Origin of the sequence: Pleurocapsa sp. PCC 7327 (assembly GCF_000317025.1) — a bacterium.
Classification (GTDB): Bacteria; Cyanobacteriota; Cyanobacteriia; order Cyanobacteriales; family Microcystaceae; genus Hydrococcus.
This window is the reverse complement of record NC_019689.1, coordinates 4,931,274-4,949,691: the sequence shown is the minus strand read 5'-3', so window position 1 is coordinate 4,949,691 and position 18,418 is coordinate 4,931,274. Positions and strand designations below refer to the sequence as shown.

General features: G+C 41.3%; 14 protein-coding genes. 10 read left to right on the top strand and 4 right to left on the bottom strand.

The window, feature by feature from the left end:
* Positions 1–4 precede the first annotated feature (4 nt).
* Positions 5–2,593 carry a protein kinase gene (locus PLE7327_RS22265; RefSeq protein WP_015146019.1) on the top strand — a complete coding sequence of 863 codons (2,589 nt, stop codon included), beginning with the start codon at positions 5–7 and terminating at the stop codon, positions 2,591–2,593.
* 70 nt (positions 2,594–2,663) lie between these two features.
* A complete protein-coding gene (sbcD, locus tag PLE7327_RS22260; protein WP_015146018.1) occupies positions 2,664–3,962 on the top strand; it encodes an exonuclease subunit SbcD in 1,299 nt (432 codons plus the stop codon).
* Positions 3,963–3,981: 19 nt separating this feature from the next.
* On the opposite strand, the gene PLE7327_RS22255 is transcribed toward sbcD, so the two are convergent.
* Positions 3,982–4,200: a DUF4327 family protein gene (locus tag PLE7327_RS22255; protein WP_015146017.1), complete on the bottom strand. Its 219-nt coding sequence runs from the start codon at positions 4,198–4,200 to the stop codon at positions 3,982–3,984.
* 439 nt (positions 4,201–4,639) lie between these two features.
* Between PLE7327_RS22255 and PLE7327_RS22250 the strand changes: the two genes are divergently transcribed.
* Positions 4,640–4,876: a hypothetical protein gene (locus PLE7327_RS22250; RefSeq protein WP_015146015.1), complete on the top strand. Its 237-nt coding sequence runs from the start codon at positions 4,640–4,642 to the stop codon at positions 4,874–4,876.
* A gap of 21 nt (positions 4,877–4,897) precedes the next feature.
* On the opposite strand, the gene PLE7327_RS22245 is transcribed toward PLE7327_RS22250, so the two are convergent.
* The 3 genes from PLE7327_RS22245 to trmFO are packed head-to-tail and all read right to left on the bottom strand — an operon-like array spanning position 4,898 to position 7,257.
* Complete coding sequence (locus PLE7327_RS22245; RefSeq protein WP_015146014.1) at positions 4,898–5,140, bottom strand: hypothetical protein; 243 nt, start codon at positions 5,138–5,140, stop codon at positions 4,898–4,900.
* Between the two features lie 24 nt (positions 5,141–5,164).
* The gene (locus PLE7327_RS22240; RefSeq protein WP_015146013.1) at positions 5,165–5,875 is read right to left on the bottom strand and encodes a DUF4336 domain-containing protein; all 711 of its coding nucleotides are present in this window, start codon (positions 5,873–5,875) and stop codon (positions 5,165–5,167) included.
* A gap of 11 nt (positions 5,876–5,886) precedes the next feature.
* Positions 5,887–7,257, bottom strand: a complete 1,371-nt coding sequence (gene trmFO / locus PLE7327_RS22235) for an FADH(2)-oxidizing methylenetetrahydrofolate--tRNA-(uracil(54)-C(5))-methyltransferase TrmFO (RefSeq protein ID WP_015146012.1) — start codon at positions 7,255–7,257, stop codon at positions 5,887–5,889.
* 220 nt (positions 7,258–7,477) lie between these two features.
* On the opposite strand from trmFO, the gene PLE7327_RS22230 reads away from it, so the two are divergent.
* From PLE7327_RS22230 to PLE7327_RS26040, 7 genes are all read left to right on the top strand, one after another.
* Complete coding sequence (locus tag PLE7327_RS22230) at positions 7,478–8,233, top strand: 3-hydroxybutyrate dehydrogenase (RefSeq protein WP_015146011.1); 756 nt, start codon at positions 7,478–7,480, stop codon at positions 8,231–8,233.
* Positions 8,234–8,541: 308 nt separating this feature from the next.
* Positions 8,542–10,062: a hypothetical protein gene (locus tag PLE7327_RS22225; protein WP_015146010.1), complete on the top strand. Its 1,521-nt coding sequence runs from the start codon at positions 8,542–8,544 to the stop codon at positions 10,060–10,062.
* Positions 10,063–10,727: 665 nt separating this feature from the next.
* The gene (locus tag PLE7327_RS22220) at positions 10,728–11,612 is read left to right on the top strand and encodes a ParA family protein (RefSeq protein WP_015146009.1); all 885 of its coding nucleotides are present in this window, start codon (positions 10,728–10,730) and stop codon (positions 11,610–11,612) included.
* A gap of 88 nt (positions 11,613–11,700) precedes the next feature.
* Positions 11,701–12,291: an alpha-ketoglutarate-dependent dioxygenase AlkB gene (locus PLE7327_RS22215; protein ID WP_015146008.1), complete on the top strand. Its 591-nt coding sequence runs from the start codon at positions 11,701–11,703 to the stop codon at positions 12,289–12,291.
* A 96-nt stretch (positions 12,292–12,387) separates the two neighbouring features.
* Complete coding sequence (locus tag PLE7327_RS22210) at positions 12,388–12,987, top strand: hypothetical protein (RefSeq protein WP_144266159.1); 600 nt, start codon at positions 12,388–12,390, stop codon at positions 12,985–12,987.
* On the top strand, positions 12,974–14,218 hold the full coding sequence (locus PLE7327_RS22205; RefSeq protein WP_015146006.1) for an ABC transporter substrate-binding protein: 1,245 nt from the start codon (positions 12,974–12,976) through the stop codon (positions 14,216–14,218). The genes PLE7327_RS22210 and PLE7327_RS22205 overlap by 14 nt, the downstream gene beginning before the upstream one ends.
* A gap of 423 nt (positions 14,219–14,641) precedes the next feature.
* A complete protein-coding gene (locus PLE7327_RS26040) occupies positions 14,642–18,322 on the top strand; it encodes a hydantoinase B/oxoprolinase family protein (RefSeq protein WP_015146005.1) in 3,681 nt (1,226 codons plus the stop codon).
* The last annotated feature ends 96 nt before the right edge of the window (positions 18,323–18,418 follow it).

Sequence of the window (18,418 nt, the reverse complement as noted above, 5' to 3'; positions counted from 1 at the left end):
AACAATGCCCAATCCCGGAGATCTCATCGGCGGGCGCTACCAAATCTTAAACGAATTAGGAAGCGGCGGATTTGGTACGACCTATCTAGCAAAAGATATGGAACTGCCTAATAAACCTAAGTGTGTTGTCAAACAACTCCAACCTAGGTTTAATAGCCGTGCCCTGTGGCAGAACGCAAAAGAGCGCTTCGGAACAGAGGCGATGGTTTTGCGTCGTCTTGGCAATCACGATCAAATTCCTCAATTAATAGCACATTTTGAAGAGAATGAGGAATTCTACCTAGTCCAAGAATTTATTGACGGAGAAGAACTCAGAAAAGAAGTCTGTCGTAAACCCTTTCATGAAACCCAGGTTATTGAATTTCTTAGAGACGTTCTACAAGTCTTAGATTTCGTCCATCAGCAGGGAGTGATTCACCGCGATATCAAACCCTCTAACCTGATTCGGCGGCAGTCTGATGGCAAGATAGTTTTAATTGACTTTGGGGCAGTTAAAGAAATCGGAACCCTCTCCTTTAACGCCGAGACGCAAACCTTGATGACTAGCGTCATCGGAACACCGGGTTACATGGCGCCCGAACAGCAGAACGGACGACCGTTTTTTAGCAGTGATATCTATGCTTTGGGAAGAACGGCTATCTACGCTTTAACAGGTCAGTCGCCGATGGAGTTAGAAGACACGGAAACGGGCGATCTGACCAACTGGGATAAGCACGTCTCCGTCAGTCCGAAGCTAGCAGCTATTCTCAACAAAATGATCCGTCCCAAATATTCGGAACGCTATCATTCTGTTGCTGAGGTTCTGCGCGACCTAGAACCCTTGTTGAAAATCGGACAAACGGTCGGAGGACGCTACAAGATCGTTGGCTTTTTGGGCGGAGGGCGTTGGAGTTATACTTATGTAGCCGAAAATTTGTGGCGCAAATATCAATCGCCCTGCGTCATCAAACAACTTAAGTCCCAAGGAACTACGGATGCAATTATCGTTCAAGAAGCAGAACGTCGTTTCTCGACCGAACTGACAGTTTTAGAAAAATTGGGCGATCATCCTCAAATTCCAAAACTGTTGGATCATTTTGAGGAAGACGAGGAATTTTATCTCGTTCAAGCTTTTATTGACGGCAAGGATCTCGGTCACGAGATCTTACCGGGCAAGCGGTGGAGTGAAGACAAAGTTATTGCTTTGCTGCAAGATGTATCGGAAATCTTAGACTTTATTCATAAAAATCGCGTGATCCACCGCGATATTAAGCCTTCTAATTTAATTCGACGGCGTTCGGATGACAAAATCGTGCTAATCGATTTTGGCGTGGTTAAAGAAATCGTCAGCGCCACCTCTGAAAAAAGCGGTTTTGGTAGTTCTACTCAACCGATAGGAACGGAAGGCTATATGCCTCCCGAACAAATGGCAGGTAGACCCGCATTTGGTAGCGATATTTATGCTTTAGGAATGACGGCAATTCAAGCGCTAACGGGCATCTATCCAGACCAGTTTGATACCAATCCCCAAACGGGCGAAATCATCTGGCAAGAAGGCGTACAAATCGATCCCAGGTTGGCAAAAATCTTGAATAAGATGATATGTATCGATTTAGCTGCTCGCTATCAATCAGCCGCCGAAATTTTAAAAGATCTTAAAAAAATCGGCAGAAACCTCAGACCTAAACTAAATAAAACTAATACCAACAATCGAATTAGTGTATCGACTAGACCGCCTTGGGTAAGGTCGCTAATTGGAATGATACTTATTCCGGGAGGGATTGGCGGTTTCTTATTTTTCCTGGTTTATGTCATCCAAGTCACCCAAACCGCATTTCTGTTCCGACAAGCCGATCTAAAATTGCGTTCCCAAGATTATCTATCGGCGATTAACTATTATGAGGATGGCTTGCAAAATCCGCCTCCTTTGTCTGGTGCTTTGCTTAACTTTGAAAAAGCTTGGATACAGAAAGCATTTGCCTTAAGCGCTTTGAAACGGTATAATGACATGCTGCAATCTTGCGAAGCGGCGATCGCACTTAATAAAGAAAGCGTGTATGGCTGGATCTGTAAGGGATCGGCTCTCGATGGCTTAGAAAGATATCAAGACTCCATTCAGGCTTATGGGAAAGCGATTTCTATCGATCCAAGCTCTTTTGAAGCTTGGCACAATCGCGGTCATTCTTATCTAAAATTGGGGAAAAAAGATGATGCGATCGCTAACTTTAACCAAGCCGTTGCAGTCGGTCAAGGCAAAAATTTTGTGACTTGGAACGACATGGGAAAAATGTACTTTCAGTACAAGGAATATGAAAAAGCGCGCGAATCTTATCAAGAATCGATTAAAGTAAAACCGGATTATTTACCCGCTTGGATCGGTTTGGGGAACGTACAAACTGTATTAAAAGAATATGAAGAAGCCATAAAATCTTTTAACGAAGCCCTAGAAATTAACGATGAAGCCTTTGAAGCTTGGTATGGAAAGGGCAGGGCAGAAGAAGGATTGCGGCGGTACGAAGAAGCGGTTAGATCTTATGAAAGGGCAATTTTTATTAAGCCGAATTATCAGCCCGCGATCGATGCCCGTCAACGAGTCATTGGTCAAATGAGATAACATTAGAAATCTTGGTTTGTCAGATAATTTTGTTATGATTGACAGAATAAAATAGCTCGGCAAGCAACCAATGACTAAGGCGATCGCAATTCTGCATCTTTCCGATATCCATATGGGAAGCGGTTTTTCTCACGGTCGCGTGAATCCCAAAACTGGTTTGAATACACGCTTAGAAGATTTTGTCAATACCTTAAGCCAATGCATCGATCGCGCCATTAACCAACCCGTAGATCTGGTGTTATTTGGGGGAGATGCTTTTCCCGATGCCACGCCGCCGCCCTACGTTCAAGAAGCTTTTGCCTCCCAGTTTCGCCGCTTGGCAGATGCCAAGATCCCGACAGTTTTACTGGTAGGAAACCACGACCAGCATTCTCAAGGCAATGGAGGTGCGAGTTTGTCTATTTATCGCACCTTAGCTGTCCCCGGATTTATTGTGGGAGACAGCATCAAGACTCACCGCATTGCGACTCGCAACGGCGAGATACAAGTTATTACCCTTCCTTGGTTAACTCGTTCGACACTGCTGACTCGTCCAGAAACCGAAGGATTATCGCTGGCCGAAGTCAACGATTTATTGATCAAAAAACTCGAACCCGTTTTAGAAGCAGAAATTCGTCAACTCGATCGCACGATTCCAACCGTTTTATTAGGTCATTTGATGGTAGACCGCGCTAATCTGGGAGCGGAACGTTTTTTAGCCGTTGGGAAAGGTTTTACGATTCCCATTTCCCTTCTCATCCGTCCCGAATTCGATTATGTGGCATTAGGTCACATTCACAAACACCAAAATCTCAATCCATCCAACGATCCCCCCATTATTTATCCTGGCAGCATCGAACGGGTTGATTTTAGTGAAGAGAAAGAAGAGAAAGGGTACGTCTCGATCGAAATTGCTAAAGGAAAAGTTACTTGGGAATTTTGTCCCTTGCCCGCGCGTCCCTTCTGTACGATTGAAGTGGATGCTTCAGAAAAAGACAATCCGCAAGCTGCGATTTTAAACGCTATTGCCAAAAAAAAGATCGAAAATGCCGTTGTGCGACTGATTTATAAAATTCGTTCCGAACAGCTAGATGCGATCGATAATCGGGTAATTCAAGAGGCACTTAAATCAGTCCATAGCTATACTATCCGCCCGGAATTAGTCAGTCAATTAGCCCGTCCTCGCCTGCCCGAATTAGGGGTTGGCACCAGTCTCGACCCCATCGAAGCTTTAAAAACTTATCTCACCAGTCGAGGCGACCTCAAAGATATTATGCCCGATCTTATAGAAGCCGCACAGAGTCTACTTGATAGCGATCGCGACAGTTGGCTGGAGACAGAAGAAGAAAAAGCGACAAAAACTCAATTAACCCTAGAAATCGGCGAGTAACTACTCACTGGTTGCTGATTTAATCATCTTCCCATTCTTCATGAGCGAGTAGATCGATAATCGGATCTCTGAGTAGATAGTCATTTTTTTCTAATTCACACTCGACGCAGATCCATTCGCGAGGAGGAATAAACTGACAGAGAACATAAATTGGCTGTTGGCGATCGACGACACCGCTTTCGACTAATTGACGCGCTTCATCTTTAATAACGTCGATGGAGTAAGAAATTGTTTGCATAGATGACTTACCCCCTCACTTTTATTTTGCTGGCGATCGCAGCTTGGGGCGATCATATTCCTCTACTTTTACTATAGACAAAAATAGAGACAAAAACTTGAAAAAAAACATAAAGAATTATGACGCTAAAAGCTTTAAAAATTCAGGATTTAGAATCGGTTCTGCAAATCGACTTTCCTCACAAAACCAAGACAATTTTTATGGGGTCTCAGCTTTTGTTTTCTAAGAAATCGATCGAGTATTTTTTCTTCTAAGCTTTGGTTAAGTATCAACTATTTTTGCTATCTATGCTCTTCTTCTCTAGACTAATGACCTAGCTTGAAGTTATTCAAGATTTGCTTGCGATCGTCGATTTAGCGACATTTTACTAAATTATCCAGTTCTTGACTTTTTTCTGTCTTAATAATATCTGCCAGTTTACCTCAATAGGAGCAATACTTTGTCCGGGATCAAGCGATTTTTATCTCTTTTGTTCGTTCTTTACTGTGCCTATCTCCTCAAAACAGCATTAGGCATTAATTTGAGTCAAACCTATAGCGCGCCAACAGTATTTAAAATTCCGCTAAAAACTATCGATCGCACGGTAAAAATTAAGAAGATCTATCGTCATGCTCGGACAAAACCTGCCGTCTTAAATACTCAGGATGAGAAAAAAGCTCCTAAAGAGATTTCATAGCTTGAATTGGTATAAGAATTTTTATTTAGACTCTAGTTTCTCAGAAACTTTATTAATCAGCCAACTTAGAATCGCCCCAAGAAATAAAATTCCAAGAGCCGGATTGAATAGCGGTTGCCAAAGCTTATACCAAATGTCAAAACCGAGGGGAATGCCAACATAATGACCGACAACCGCGATCGCAAACCACAAAAAACCAAAGATGACTAGAAAAATATCTGCGACTAATAAACGATTTAACCAAGTTATAAATTTCTCTTTCATAATTGAAAATGGAAGTTTTTTAGATTATAAAGTGGTGGATAAAAAACTTTCGTATCCTTCTTTTAGTTTTCTCTTTCCATCGTTTTCGATTATGCTTCCATGAGCCATAATCACTCTGTCAAAATCCCAACAAAGTACTTGCCCTATCGTGCATTTTACCTTATCTGTTTCTCGCGTAGCCAATTTTTCCAATAATGAGGGTTTTAGCTTTTTATAGCCTCCCATAAATCTGAAAGCTAGCTGAGTTTTCAAGGAGAAGCTTTCATTGAAATGATAGGCTATATCTGTCAGTATTAAAGTCTGGCTTTCGCGATGAAAAAACACAATTTCGTTTAAGGCCGACGATCCATTCAAATTAAAAAATTTCAAGCCTTCAAACAACAAGTATTCAACTTCATCGGCGTTGCCAACTTTGCCATTATTCAGGATCTTGTCAATAGGAACATCTGGTCTCTTAGATTCTAGACCTGGGGCAGCCCATATTTTTGCATGGGGATAAATGGCTTTAAATTCAGCAACAAAAAGGTGATGATAAAGATTTGGGGCAATAATCGCAGTAACCTTTCCTATCTCATTAATTTGATGGATGGTTCTCTCATCGACTTTAATTGGAGAGATGACGATTACCTCGCCATTTGCCAGACGAATGACAGTCATTCGCGTACCGACCTCAAACCCCCAGAACTTTAGCGGTTGTTCGCCAACCCAGATGTTTCGATCGATTTGTCTCAACATAGCGAATGCATTTAGATGTTACTCGATAGACAAAGAGATTTGATTTGACTTTGCCAAGCCTCCAAATCTGTCAAAGCGCGATCGCGATATTTGCCGTATCTTTCCTGTTTGTTGCGAATTCGTGCGGGCAACTCCGGTAAAATGCCAAAATTCGGCGGCATGGGTTGAAAATGTTTCGGGGAGGCAGAACTGATAAATTCAAATAACGCTCCCATCATCGTTGTCCCAGGCATGGAGACGGGTGCTAATCCCAACGCTATTCGCGCCGCATTCGTTCCCGCCAACCATCCCCCTGCTGCGGCAGCAGTGTAGCCTTCCGTTCCGATCAGTTGACCTGCGGCTAGTAAGGTTTTTCTGTTTTTAAATTGCAAGGTGGGAGAGAGTAACTGGGGAGAATTAATAAACGTATTGCGGTGCATGACCCCCATGCGAACAAATTCAGCATTTTCCAACCCAGGAATTAATCGGAAAACTCGCTTCTGTTCTCCCCAGCGCAAATTAGTTTGAAAGCCAACCATATTCCACAACTGACCCGCCTTATCTTCTTGGCGCAGTTGAACTACTGCGTAAGGACGCTTCGATTGATTGTGGGGATCGCGAAAATCGCCGAAGCGAGAGTCAAAAATTCCGACGGGTTTGAGAGGGCCGTAGCGCATAGTATCTTCTCCCCGTCGGGCCAATTCTTCGATAGGGAGACAACCTTCAAAGAATTTGGCGTTTTCGCGCTCAAAATCTTTCAATTCTGCTTGTTCGGCGTTGCACAGTTCTTGCCAGAAGTGCAGATACTCCTCCCGATTCATGGGACAGTTGAGGTAGGCGGCTTCTCCTTTGTCGTAACGGGAAGCGAGAAAGGCAATGTCTCGATCGATCGATTCTCCCACGACGATGGGACTGGCTGCATCAAAAAAGCTCATATACTCCATTCCGGTAAAGCGCTGCAAGTCTTCTGCTAGCGCCGGACTGGTAAGAGGTCCGGTGGCGAGGACGACTATGCCTTCTCTGGGGATTTCTGCGATCTCTTGGCGACAGAGTTCGATTAAGGGGTGATTTGCCAGGGTTTCGGTTAGCTCGCGGCTAAATGCGGCGCGATCGACCGCTAGAGCACCGCCAGCAGGAACGGCGTGTTTATCTGCGGTGCGGATGACAATGGAACCGAGGCGGCGTAATTCTTCGTGGAGTAAACCCGCCGCGCGATCGCTTTGACTTGCCCCAAAGGAATTGCTACAAACTAACTCTGCTAATTCTTCCGTATGGTGTGCGGGACTCATCCGAACCGGACGCATTTCGTAGAGAATGACTGGAACCCCCGCTTGAGCAATTTGCCAAGCAGCTTCTGTTCCTGCCAATCCTCCACCAATAACTTGAATTTTCTGATTAGTCATCTAATAGCCAAATAATAGCCAAAATTCTCTTGAGTTTTTCTATCTATAACGATCCTATTTGAATTCTGAATGTAGTGCTAGCGTTCTGCTCGTGCGGGCATTATTCCATAGGTAATTTGTTTTAGTGTAGTGCGATCGCGATCGAATCGATTCTCTGAAATGGGTTAATAATTGAGGTAAAGAGAAACGAGTTCTCTGACTTCAAGTCAGACCTATCGTTATGTCACGAGTTGCTCTAGTCACGGGGGCTGCAAGCGGGATCGGTCGCGCTTGTGCCAAAAAACTTGCTCAACGAGACATCAAAGTTGTCATTGCAGACCTCGATCCAGACAAAGGGAATGCGGTAGCTGCTGAGTTGAATGGTAGCTTTGTCACTGCCGACCTAAGCAAGCGCGAAGATTGTAAAAAGGCAGTTGAAGCAGCGATCGCGTGCTACGGTCAACTGGATATCCTAATCAATAATGCAGGTTTCCAGCAGATCGACCCGATTCCCGATTTCCCAGAAGATACCTGGGAGAAAATGATCGCGGTAATGCTGACGGCTCCTTTTTTGCTAACCAAATACGCTTGGTTTTATCTAATTAAATCGGGGCACGGGCGGATCGTCAACATCGGCAGCGTCCATAGCTTAACTGCCAGTCCCTTCAAAGTCGGTTACGTTACAGCTAAACACGGTCTTGTCGGCTTCACGAAAGTTGTCGCCTTGGAGGGAGGCGAACATGGTTTGACTTGTAATACCATCTGTCCGGCTTACGTGCGAACGCCCTTAGTCGAGAAGCAAATCGCGGATCAAGCGCGCACTCGCGGCATTCTGCCCCAAGAAGTAGAAGAAAAGGTGTTACTACAAAAAACTGCCATCAAAAAACTCCTCGAACCCGAAGATGTCGCCAATTATGTGGCTTTTTTATGTTCCCAGGAAGCTTGGGCGATTACTGGTTCGGTACAGGCGATCGATATGGCTTGGACGGCACATTAGTAAGACTTTCGAGCAATAAATTAATAAAAATTAGCTGGTTGCTTGTAAAAAAGATGAATAGGAAGCCTGAATTTTTTGCGTTTCAAACTCGCCATCTGCTTCTAGCTACTTTATGCGCTTAAATTCAGCTTCTTTAAAACCCCGTTCAAGTTTAATCTGGAACAGTTTCTCTTAAAAGTTCTCGAATTCTTCACAAAGTTTTGTTAGCCTTGGCTCTACTTATACTAGCATCTGTAGCTGCACAAACAGATTTTGTCTGCTTCTTTTCCTGCTTCTGCTAGATAATAATCAAAATAGGAATCGATCGCATGAGAGTTACAACCTCTGTATTACCTTCAATCCGGCAACAGCAGAGTAACCGGAGTACTGTAATCTGGTTTTTGCTTGCTTATACCTTCTTGTTTATCTTGGCACAACTTCCCATCTGGTTAAATGAATTTTTGCCATTACAAGACTACCCGAATCATTTAGCACGCATGTACGTGCTTCTCAACTATCATAACGATCCAGATTTGCAAAAGTATTATCAAGTCAACTTTATGATTTTGCCTAATTTGGCGATGGATATCATCGTCCCATTTCTAGCAAAGTTTGTTGGACTAGATATTGCAGGCAGATTAATGTTAGTCCTCAATATTTTTATGCTGACAGGTGGCAGCGCATTTTTAAGTTATGCGCTCTTTAGAAGGATAAATTTTTGGTCTTTGATGACCTTTATGGCGGTATACAATCAAGCCTTTATTATAAATTTTATAAATTTTCTTTTTGGAACTGGGCTAGCTTTATGGTGTATTGGTATATGGATTTTAATGAGAGAAAATAAAACTTGGTTGAGGTTAGTTTTATTTAGCTGCCTAATCAGTATTTTATTTATCTGCCATCTTTATGGCTTCGGAATTTATGGATTAGTAGTTGTTTCCTATGAGATTTATTCATTCTTTAAACAAAGAAGCTATTTTAAAAGAGCAATTTTTCAAAGATTATTAGTTCTATTCGGTCAGTTTATTATTCCAGCAATCTTATATTTATCTAGCCCTACATCGGGCGGAGAAACAATTAAATATTTAACCCCCGTCATTACCAAACTAAAGTATGTGAAAATGAGGATGACGGATAACTATAGCTTATTTTTAGATAATATAACGATAATTTTAATATTATTTATCCCGATAGTGGGTCTTTTGTTGAAAAAGCTTCGTCTCAGCCAATATATGATTTTACCTCTGTGTGCTGTGACTGTCGCTTACTTTGTAATCCCAGCAAAAGCCGTGACTAGCTCCCATGCAGATTGGAGAATATTAGTACCATTATTTTTCCTCTTCCTATCCAGTATAGAATTTAATTCTGACAAACTGTTCAATCGAGCAATCTTAGGTTTACTTATTGTTGTTTTTTCAGTGCGTATATTCGTTATCAATTCAGCTTGGAATGCCGTTCAAGGCGAGTACAGAGAAATTTTGACTGCGATCGAGCATATTGAGAAAGGAAGTCGCCTTTTCAGTGCGAGAGCTTTTAAGAATTACTATGCAACTATACCTTTTATCCATGCACCAACTTATGCCACGATCGAGAAATCTGCTTTTGTTCCATCATTCTTTGCCTTTGAAACCCAACAGCCAGTTGAGTTTCAAGCCAAATATGTTCCTCTAGCTGAAAAAACTATGGCAACGGGGTACGAACAAGGTAAAGGAGTTAGGTGGAAGCTTGTTTTAGACAACTATGACTATGTTCTTATCTCTAATGAAAAGTTAATGAAAAAAGTTCCTAAATCGAACCTACAAAGCGTTTTTCAAAGCCCACACGTTCATTTATATAAAGTAAAAAACTGATAAAAATAAGAGGCTCGATTTTGAGATGTTATCGAGTCTCAATCCTTAAATCTATTATTGGCGATCGCGGCGAATTTAAGCTCGTGTGTTTGCCTTGAATATCGCAGTAAGATCTGAACGCCATTAAGCCAAAAGGATCGCGATCGCTAAAAAGGCGACAATTGATAAGCTTGATTGAACAAATAGTGGAAGTGCAAGAGATTTAGACATTTTTCTTTCGTTTCTTTCTATCTATTTATATTATAACTTTTGTAAAATTTTGTTGTGATAGCTTGACTTTCGTCAGAAAGTTGTAATTACCGTACAACATTGGTCGCCATCCTGCTAATATTCAAAAGTTGCTAATGCTTCATGGTTTTTATCTCCTTGCTCATCATTCGACGATCGCTCTAGCTCTTACTTCTACTATCGCGCCGTTACCTATCAATGAGCCTCACTCATTGGGATGAATAGGAGGGATGAAATATTGGCAAGAAGTTGTCGGCAACTCATCCAAAACTCATACCTACGTTTATGGACTACAAAGATTTCCCGCCGATTTCCTGAAAAAAATTTTCCTTGCATTTTTCCCCTTCTTCATCAGTAACAGTTCTATTAGTAGCGATTCTGGTACACTAACTTAGCGAAGAAGCTTAAAGCTCTATCGAGCGTCAGGAAGTCTGTCAATGGGAAGAATCATTAGTACTGTCAATATGAAAGGCGGCGTTGGAAAAACAACGCTGACGGTAAATCTAGCCACTTGTTTGGCAAAAAATCACGAGAAACGAGTGCTAGTTCTCGATTTAGACTCACAAATCAGTGCAACGCTGAGTTTAATGTCGCCTCATGACTTTGCTAGAATGCGAAAAAAAAGAAAAACACTGACCTATTTACTCGATTCAATTATTCAACCCAATCCCTATAATAAGTTGAATATTTACGATATTATTTGCCCTTCTATCTGCAACATTCAAGGACTCGAATTACTGCCGGGAGATATCGAGCTTTATGACGAATATATTGTCTCAGAAATGTTGCACAAACAAGCAATGGAGCAAGAGGAGACTAATTTTGATAAAGTCTGGAATCACTTTGAAAGAATATTAATTCAAAAGATTCTAGAGCCAATTAGAGATGATTACGATTTCATCATTATGGACTGTGCTCCGGGATATAACTTATTAACCCGTAGTGGGATTGCTGCCAGCGATTTTTATTTGCTCCCTGCTCGACCCGAACCTTTGTCTATCGTGGGAATGCAATTATTAGAAAGACGCATTAGCAAGCTAAAAGAAAGCCATCAAGACCAACAGGATATAAATATTCGTTTGTTGGGAGTTGTCTTTATTCTTTCTGGCGGAGGTTTATTAAGTCGATATTATCAACAAGTCATGAAGCGAGTGAAGGAAGATTTTGAGCCTCAAAATTTATTTCAAAATGCTATCCCAATGGATGTTAATGTGGCTAAGGCAGTCGATATGTTTATGCCAGTTGTTGTAGGAATGCCGAGTTCGAGTGGAGCAAAGGCATTCGCTAAATTAACTGAAGAATTCTTAGCAAAATTATCGTAATAGAAGAGATAAATTAGAAGTTTAGAGGTCAGGAGCAAGGATTTTGTATCTTCTATTTCCTGGCTTCTAAACTCGATCTGAAACTAAAATGAAGCTCCAGGCAACAAAAGAAAAACTAATCCTAAAAAATGCCGATGTTGTTATCTGGCGTGGTTTATTCAATCACGATGAAAGCAAGCGATTTTTTGGGGAATTATACCATGCGATCGCGTGGAAACATGAAGCTATCAAATTTTTTGGGAAACAGGTTCTTCAACCGAGATTGACTGCCTATTATGGCGAGAAACCCTATCCCTACTCAGGCATTATTATGCAACCACTACCTTGGATCGATCCACTGCTAGAAATTAAATCTAAAATTGAACCTATAGCCAATACGAAATTTAATGCTGTTTTACTAAATTTATATCGAGATGGTAGCGATCGCATGGGGTGGCATAGCGATGACGAACGAGAACTTGCCCCAGGTTCGGCAATTGGTTCGGTGAGTTTCGGTGCAACGAGGCGCTTTATGCTTCGTCGCCGAGACGATCGCAAGATTAAAATTGATTTAGAGCTTGCAGATGGCGATTTTTTAGTAATGCAAGGAGAAACTCAACTATTTTGGCAGCATCAAGTTCCTAAAACCGCCAAGAAAATTGGAGCTAGAATTAATCTAACATTTCGAGTAATTCGTTAAAGCCTCTTTACTGTAAGAATTCAGAAAATTAGCCACAAGTGTGGCAAAATCAGCCACGCTTTCAACTGGCGCAGGCAGAATGAGTAAGGCATAGTAATGACAAGTAAGTTTGTTGCTAGGATGCTTATGTGCCAAGATTGTCAAGAAGTTATTGAAAAACTCCAGATCGACATCGAGCATCTCTTTGAAACGCTTAACATTCAAGATAATGTCGATCGGCGACTGATCTGCCTATCTCTTTTAGGATATACGCCTAGCGAAATAGCTGAGATAACTTTTTCTACAAGTGATGCAATTAGAAGTAGATTGGCTAAAAGAATTTCTCCTAGACTAGAAAATCTCATGAAAGTCGATAGCTTGAGAGGAAACTGGACTAGAATTCTTAACTTTTTGTTAGATCGAGAAAATGGGTATAGATTGGACTTGCCTCCCCTCCCTGAAACTACGTTTTTTTCATCTATGAGCATGGGAGGAAAATTTTTACTCAATAGAAATGAGATTGATAGTTTAACTAGGATCGGAGCGACAGAATCCTACAGTTTAGGGCTTCATTATCAAGCCTCTGAATTGTTATATGATATTTGGCAACAAGAAAAACAACAATTTAATTCTGGCGATCCAGAAGTTTTGATTTATCTACAAAATTGCTTAATAGAAAGGAACAAAAAACAACTAGAACAAGATGAAGTTGAATGAAATTTATACTATTGCTGTAGTAGTTCCTATTTACTATAATAATGGCGCTGTTGCTAGACAACTGTTACAAGGGGTCGCTCAACTACAACTACAAGTAAATTTGGTAGGATTGAGAGGTTTGAATGATATTGCCAAACTGAGACATATTATTGAAATTAAAGACTTTTTAGGAACTATTATTGCTACTAAAATGTGTCTTCGTATCATCATAGTTAATGAAGACAATAATAACGAGCAAGTGAGTCAAACCACAAAAAATTTGGCAGCCGTAGCTGAAGAATTAAACATTATTGCTGTGTTCGGACATTATTCAAGCAAAATGACTCAAAAAGCTGTAAGTATTTATGCCAGAAAAGGTTTAGTTTTAATCACTCCCGCTAGTGCTTGTGATACCCTTTCTAATTTGGTAGATAGTGCTTCATTTTTTAGAATAAGAACACCTAATCGGATTACAACTCAACATTTGGCTCATTATCTAGTTAATCGATTTAAAAAAATACAAAGACTAGCGATTTTCTATAATCAGAAAAGCATTTATAGTAGCTCATTTAAAGAATCGCTTTGCCGACACCTGCAAAGTTCTGAGACGATTCAAATTTTACCATGTTGTCAAGCATTAGATCGAGATTTTTTGTCAGATATAAGACCTTATATAGAACAAATAAGAAATCAGGAAGTAAATATTTTAGTTATCGTTCCCGATGGAGAAATTGAAAAGACGCTCTACAATGCTGAACTTATTAATGCAGCGAATATTAATGACTGCTTAATTGTTGGTTCTGCCACCTTCGCTTATCAAAATATTTTAGATTGGCTAGATGTTAACATCAGTAGCGGGTTGCTTAACAGGAACAACTTAAGCAATTTTCTTTTTGTTGTCCCTTGGCATTGGCGGAGTCAATCTAATGGGTTTAGTAGCAATAATTCTTTAGCTGTAGATTTTTGTAAATTAGCCGATCGCTTATGGGGTGAAGCTCGAGTTACCTGGCGAAGTGCAACTGCCTATGATTCTGTGCTGATTGTCATCAAAATATTAGAGAGAAATGCAAAACAAAACTGTCATACTTTATTTGAAAACATGCACCAGTTTTATAAAGATGAAAGTAGAAGTATCCAGGGAGTAACAGGAACGATTCAATTTGATAAAAATGGCGATCGCATCAATCCACCAACAGAAATTCTAACTGTCCAATGGTCAGAACGAGGTCATTGTGAATTTATTCCAATTTAAAACCAGGCTATTTCTCTTAGTTTTCTTCATCTTCTGTCCCTTTTAACAGGTCAGTTACTTGCCATCCTAAGAGTCCAAAAATAGCACCAATTCCTGTTTACCAGGTTGCAGTACAATTCTCCAAAATTTGCACCTGATATTGAGATGGTTTTGGTTGAGACGCTAGCCAGAGGGATGTAATGCCAGAAAGCATAGTCAAGCGGAGAACACTCAAGAGCACTAGCAGAAAAGCGGGTGAAATCTTTAGCAGGTGCATAGGTTTTGATGAATAACAGAGTGATTTTACATTAGCCAGAAATTGAAGTTTTCAGTAGCATATCAGACCTCAAAATTGGCAACGAGCGTGGTTGAAATAACTTTATAAATAGTGCGATTCTCTAAAAGAAGATAGTTATTGTTCAGTAAAATCAAGGAGAAATTATTATGACTAAGTGGCAATTTTGGATCGATCGCGGTGGAACTTTTACCGATATTGTTGCCAAATCTCCCCAAGGAAAAATAATTATTCACAAGCTCCTCTCAGAAAATCCCGATCGCTACCAAGATGCAGCCGTTCAAGGCATTCGAGAAATCCTCAAAATTTTTCCCGACGAGCCGATTCCAGCCCAACAAATTGAAGCGGTCAAAATGGGAACGACAGTAGCGACAAATGCGCTACTAGAAAGAAAAGGCGATCGCACCGTTTTAGTTATTACCAAAGGGTTTCGAGATGCGTTGCGAATCGGCTATCAAAATCGTCCCGATATCTTTGCCCGCGAGATTATTTTGCCAGAAATGCTCTATGAAAGGGTAATAGAAGTTCAGGAACGCTACGATGCACGCGGACACGAATTAATCCCGGTTAATGTCGAACCAGTCGAAAAAGAATTACAAGCAGCATACGACGCAGGAATTCGCAGTTGTGCGATCGTTTTCATGCATGGCGATCGCTATCCCGAACACGAAAAAATAGTTGCCCAAATAGCTAAAAAAATTGGCTTTTCTCAAATATCAGTTTCCCATCAAGTTAGCCCCTTAATGAAATTAGTCAGTCGGGGGGATACTACCGTCGTCGATGCTTATTTATCCCCAATTTTAGGTCGATATGTAAACCAAGTTAGTAGTTATTTATCAGAAGTAACCGACAAAGGACAAAGGCGAAGCCGACGCAGCCCCTGGAACCTGCGTCCAGGGGAACGTCGGACAAACAACAAAGGACAAACAACAAAATTAATGTTCATGCAGTCCAATGGCGGACTAGCAGACGCTCAATTATTTCATGGCAAAGATAGCATTCTTTCAGGTCCGGCGGGGGGAATCGTTGGTGCGGTCAAAACCTGCGAAATAGCAGGATTTAAAAAGATTATCAGCTTCGACATGGGGGGAACCTCCACCGATGTTGCCCATTACGACGGCGAATACGAACGCAGCTTTGAGACCGAAATCGCGGGAGTCCGACTGCGTACCCCCATGATGTCCATTCATACCGTTGCGGCGGGTGGCGGTTCGATCTTGCAATACGATGGGTCGCGATATCGAGTCGGACCAGAATCGGCAGGAGCAAACCCCGGTCCTGCCTCCTATTCTAGAGGCGGTCCGCTTACCGTGACTGATTGCAATGTCATGGTGGGAAAATTGCAACCCGAATTCTTTCCCAAAGTTTTTGGTCCTAATGCAAATTTACCTTTAAATGTCGCGATCGTTCGAGAAAAATTTACTCGATTAACTCAAGAAATCGGCGACAATCGCACTCCCGAACAAGTCGCTTCTGGATTCCTTGCGATCGCAGTCCAAATCATGGCAAATGCCATTAAAAAAATCTCGCTGCAACGGGGATATGATGTCTCAGAATATACGTTATGTTGTTTCGGCGGTGCGGGGGGTCAACACGCTTGTTCGATCGCCGATGCTTTAGGAATTAAACAAATATTTATTCATCCTTATGCAGGGGTTTTATCTGCCTATGGCATTGGGTTAGCAGAGATTCGGATTTTGAAAGAAAAGGGAGTCGAGGCAAAATTAACTCAAACTTTGTTTCCTGAATTAGAGACAATTTTAGCCAGATTAATTAACGAAGCAAACGCAGAATTAGATTCTCGCGAATTCCAAGCCACTGAAAAAACACAAATTCTTCGCAAAGTTCATCTTAAATATGAAGGAACTGATTCATCTTTAATTGTCGATCTCGATAAGCTATCTGAGATGCGACAAAAATTTGAAGAAGTCTACCAGCAACGATATGGCTTTGTCATGCCAGAAAAAGCTTTAATTGTTGAAGCGGTTTCTATTGAATTAATTTGTCCGACTTATACATCAGAGGAACCGATTATCGAACGCAAAACTGATGAATTGCCTCAACCCGTAGCAACAATCAAAATGTATACCGCTGATGCTTGGCACGATACACCAGTTTATCAGCGAGAAAATTTACAACCAGGAGATATTATTCAAAGCCCTGCTTTAATTATTGAACCAACTGGAACTAACGTAATCGAACCGGGTTGGCAAGCAGAAATTAACAATAGAAATCATTTAATTTTAAAACATGTAAAAAACAGAAAAACGCGAAAAGATATCTCCAATCAGAATCCAAAATTTAAAGATCCGGTCATGCTGGAAATCTTCAATAACCTTTTCCGTTCTATCGCCGAACAAATGGGAACAATGCTACAAAAAACAAGCTATTCAGTTAATATCAAAGAGCGATTAGATTTTTCGTGCGCCATATTCGATCGCCTGGGTCAATTAGTAGCAAATGCCCCGCATATTCCCGTTCATTTAGGATCGATGAGCGAAAGCGTTCGCAGTCTGATAAATGCTTGCGGCGATACGCTCAAACCGGGCGATGTTTATGTTTTAAATAACCCCTACAATGGCGGCACTCATTTACCTGATATTACAGTCATTACCCCTGTATTTCAGAATTCTGAATCTCCTCTCTTTTACGTTGCTTCGCGAGGACATCACGCAGACATCGGCGGCATTACGCCAGGTTCTATGCCACCCAACAGCAAAACGGTACAAGAAGAAGGAATATTTATCGATAATTTTCAATTAGTAGAACAAGGGAAATTTCGAGAAAAAGAATTACTAGAATTACTGACTTCTGGAAAATATCCAGCCCGCAATCCTATCCAAAATCTCGCTGATTTACAAGCACAAATTGCCGCCAATGAAAAAGGCGCACAAGAATTACAGCGAATGGTCGAGCATTACGGATTAGAAACTGTACAGGCGTATATGCAACACGTTCAAGATAATGCAGAGGAATGTGTCAGACGAGTGATTGATGCGCTTAAAGATGGAAGTTTTACTTGCGAATTAGATACGGGTGCGAAGATTCAAGTTACCATTAGCATCGATAAAACTAATCGCAGTGCCACTATTGATTTTACGGGAACATCGCCACAATTAACGAATAACTTTAATGCTCCTAAAGCAGTTTGTAAAGCAGCCGTTTTATACGTCTTCCGAACGCTAGTTAATGACGATATTCCTCTCAATGAAGGCTGTCTCAAACCCTTAGAAATTATTATTCCAGAAGGCTGTTTATTAAACCCACAATATCCGGCGGCTGTCGTAGCAGGAAATGTTGAAACATCTCAAAACATTACCGATTGCCTTTATGGAGCATTAGGCGTCATGGCAGCTTCTCAAGGAACGATGAATAATTTTACCTTTGGCAATGAAAAATATCAGTATTACGAAACCATTTGTGGCGGTTCTGGTGCGGGTGCCGATTTCGATGGAACCGACGCAGTTCACACTCATATGACCAATTCTCGCCTCACCGATCCCGAAGTGTTAGAATGGCGATTCCCCGTTTTATTAGAAAGCTTCTGCATTCGTCCCGACAGTGGTGGCAGGGGAAAGCATCGCGGCGGCAATGGAGTCATTCGTCGCATTCGCTTTTTAGAATCCATGTCAGTAGCAATTCTCTCCAGTCGTCGCAAGATTGCTCCCTTTGGTTTGCAAGGTGGCAATGCAGGTAAAGTTGGGAAAAATTATATCGAACGAAGCGACGGAACGATAGAAGAATTAGAAAGTACTGCGATCGCGCAGATGAATCCTGGCGATACTTTTATTATCGAAACCCCTGGCGGCGGTGGCTATGGAATGTGTTGAATTGATATTAAATCAAAAAGACGCGATCGCAGGGATCGATTATCTAATATACAAACAGGATGTGCAAGAGGTTAGATTTAAAATAACTGACCCCAA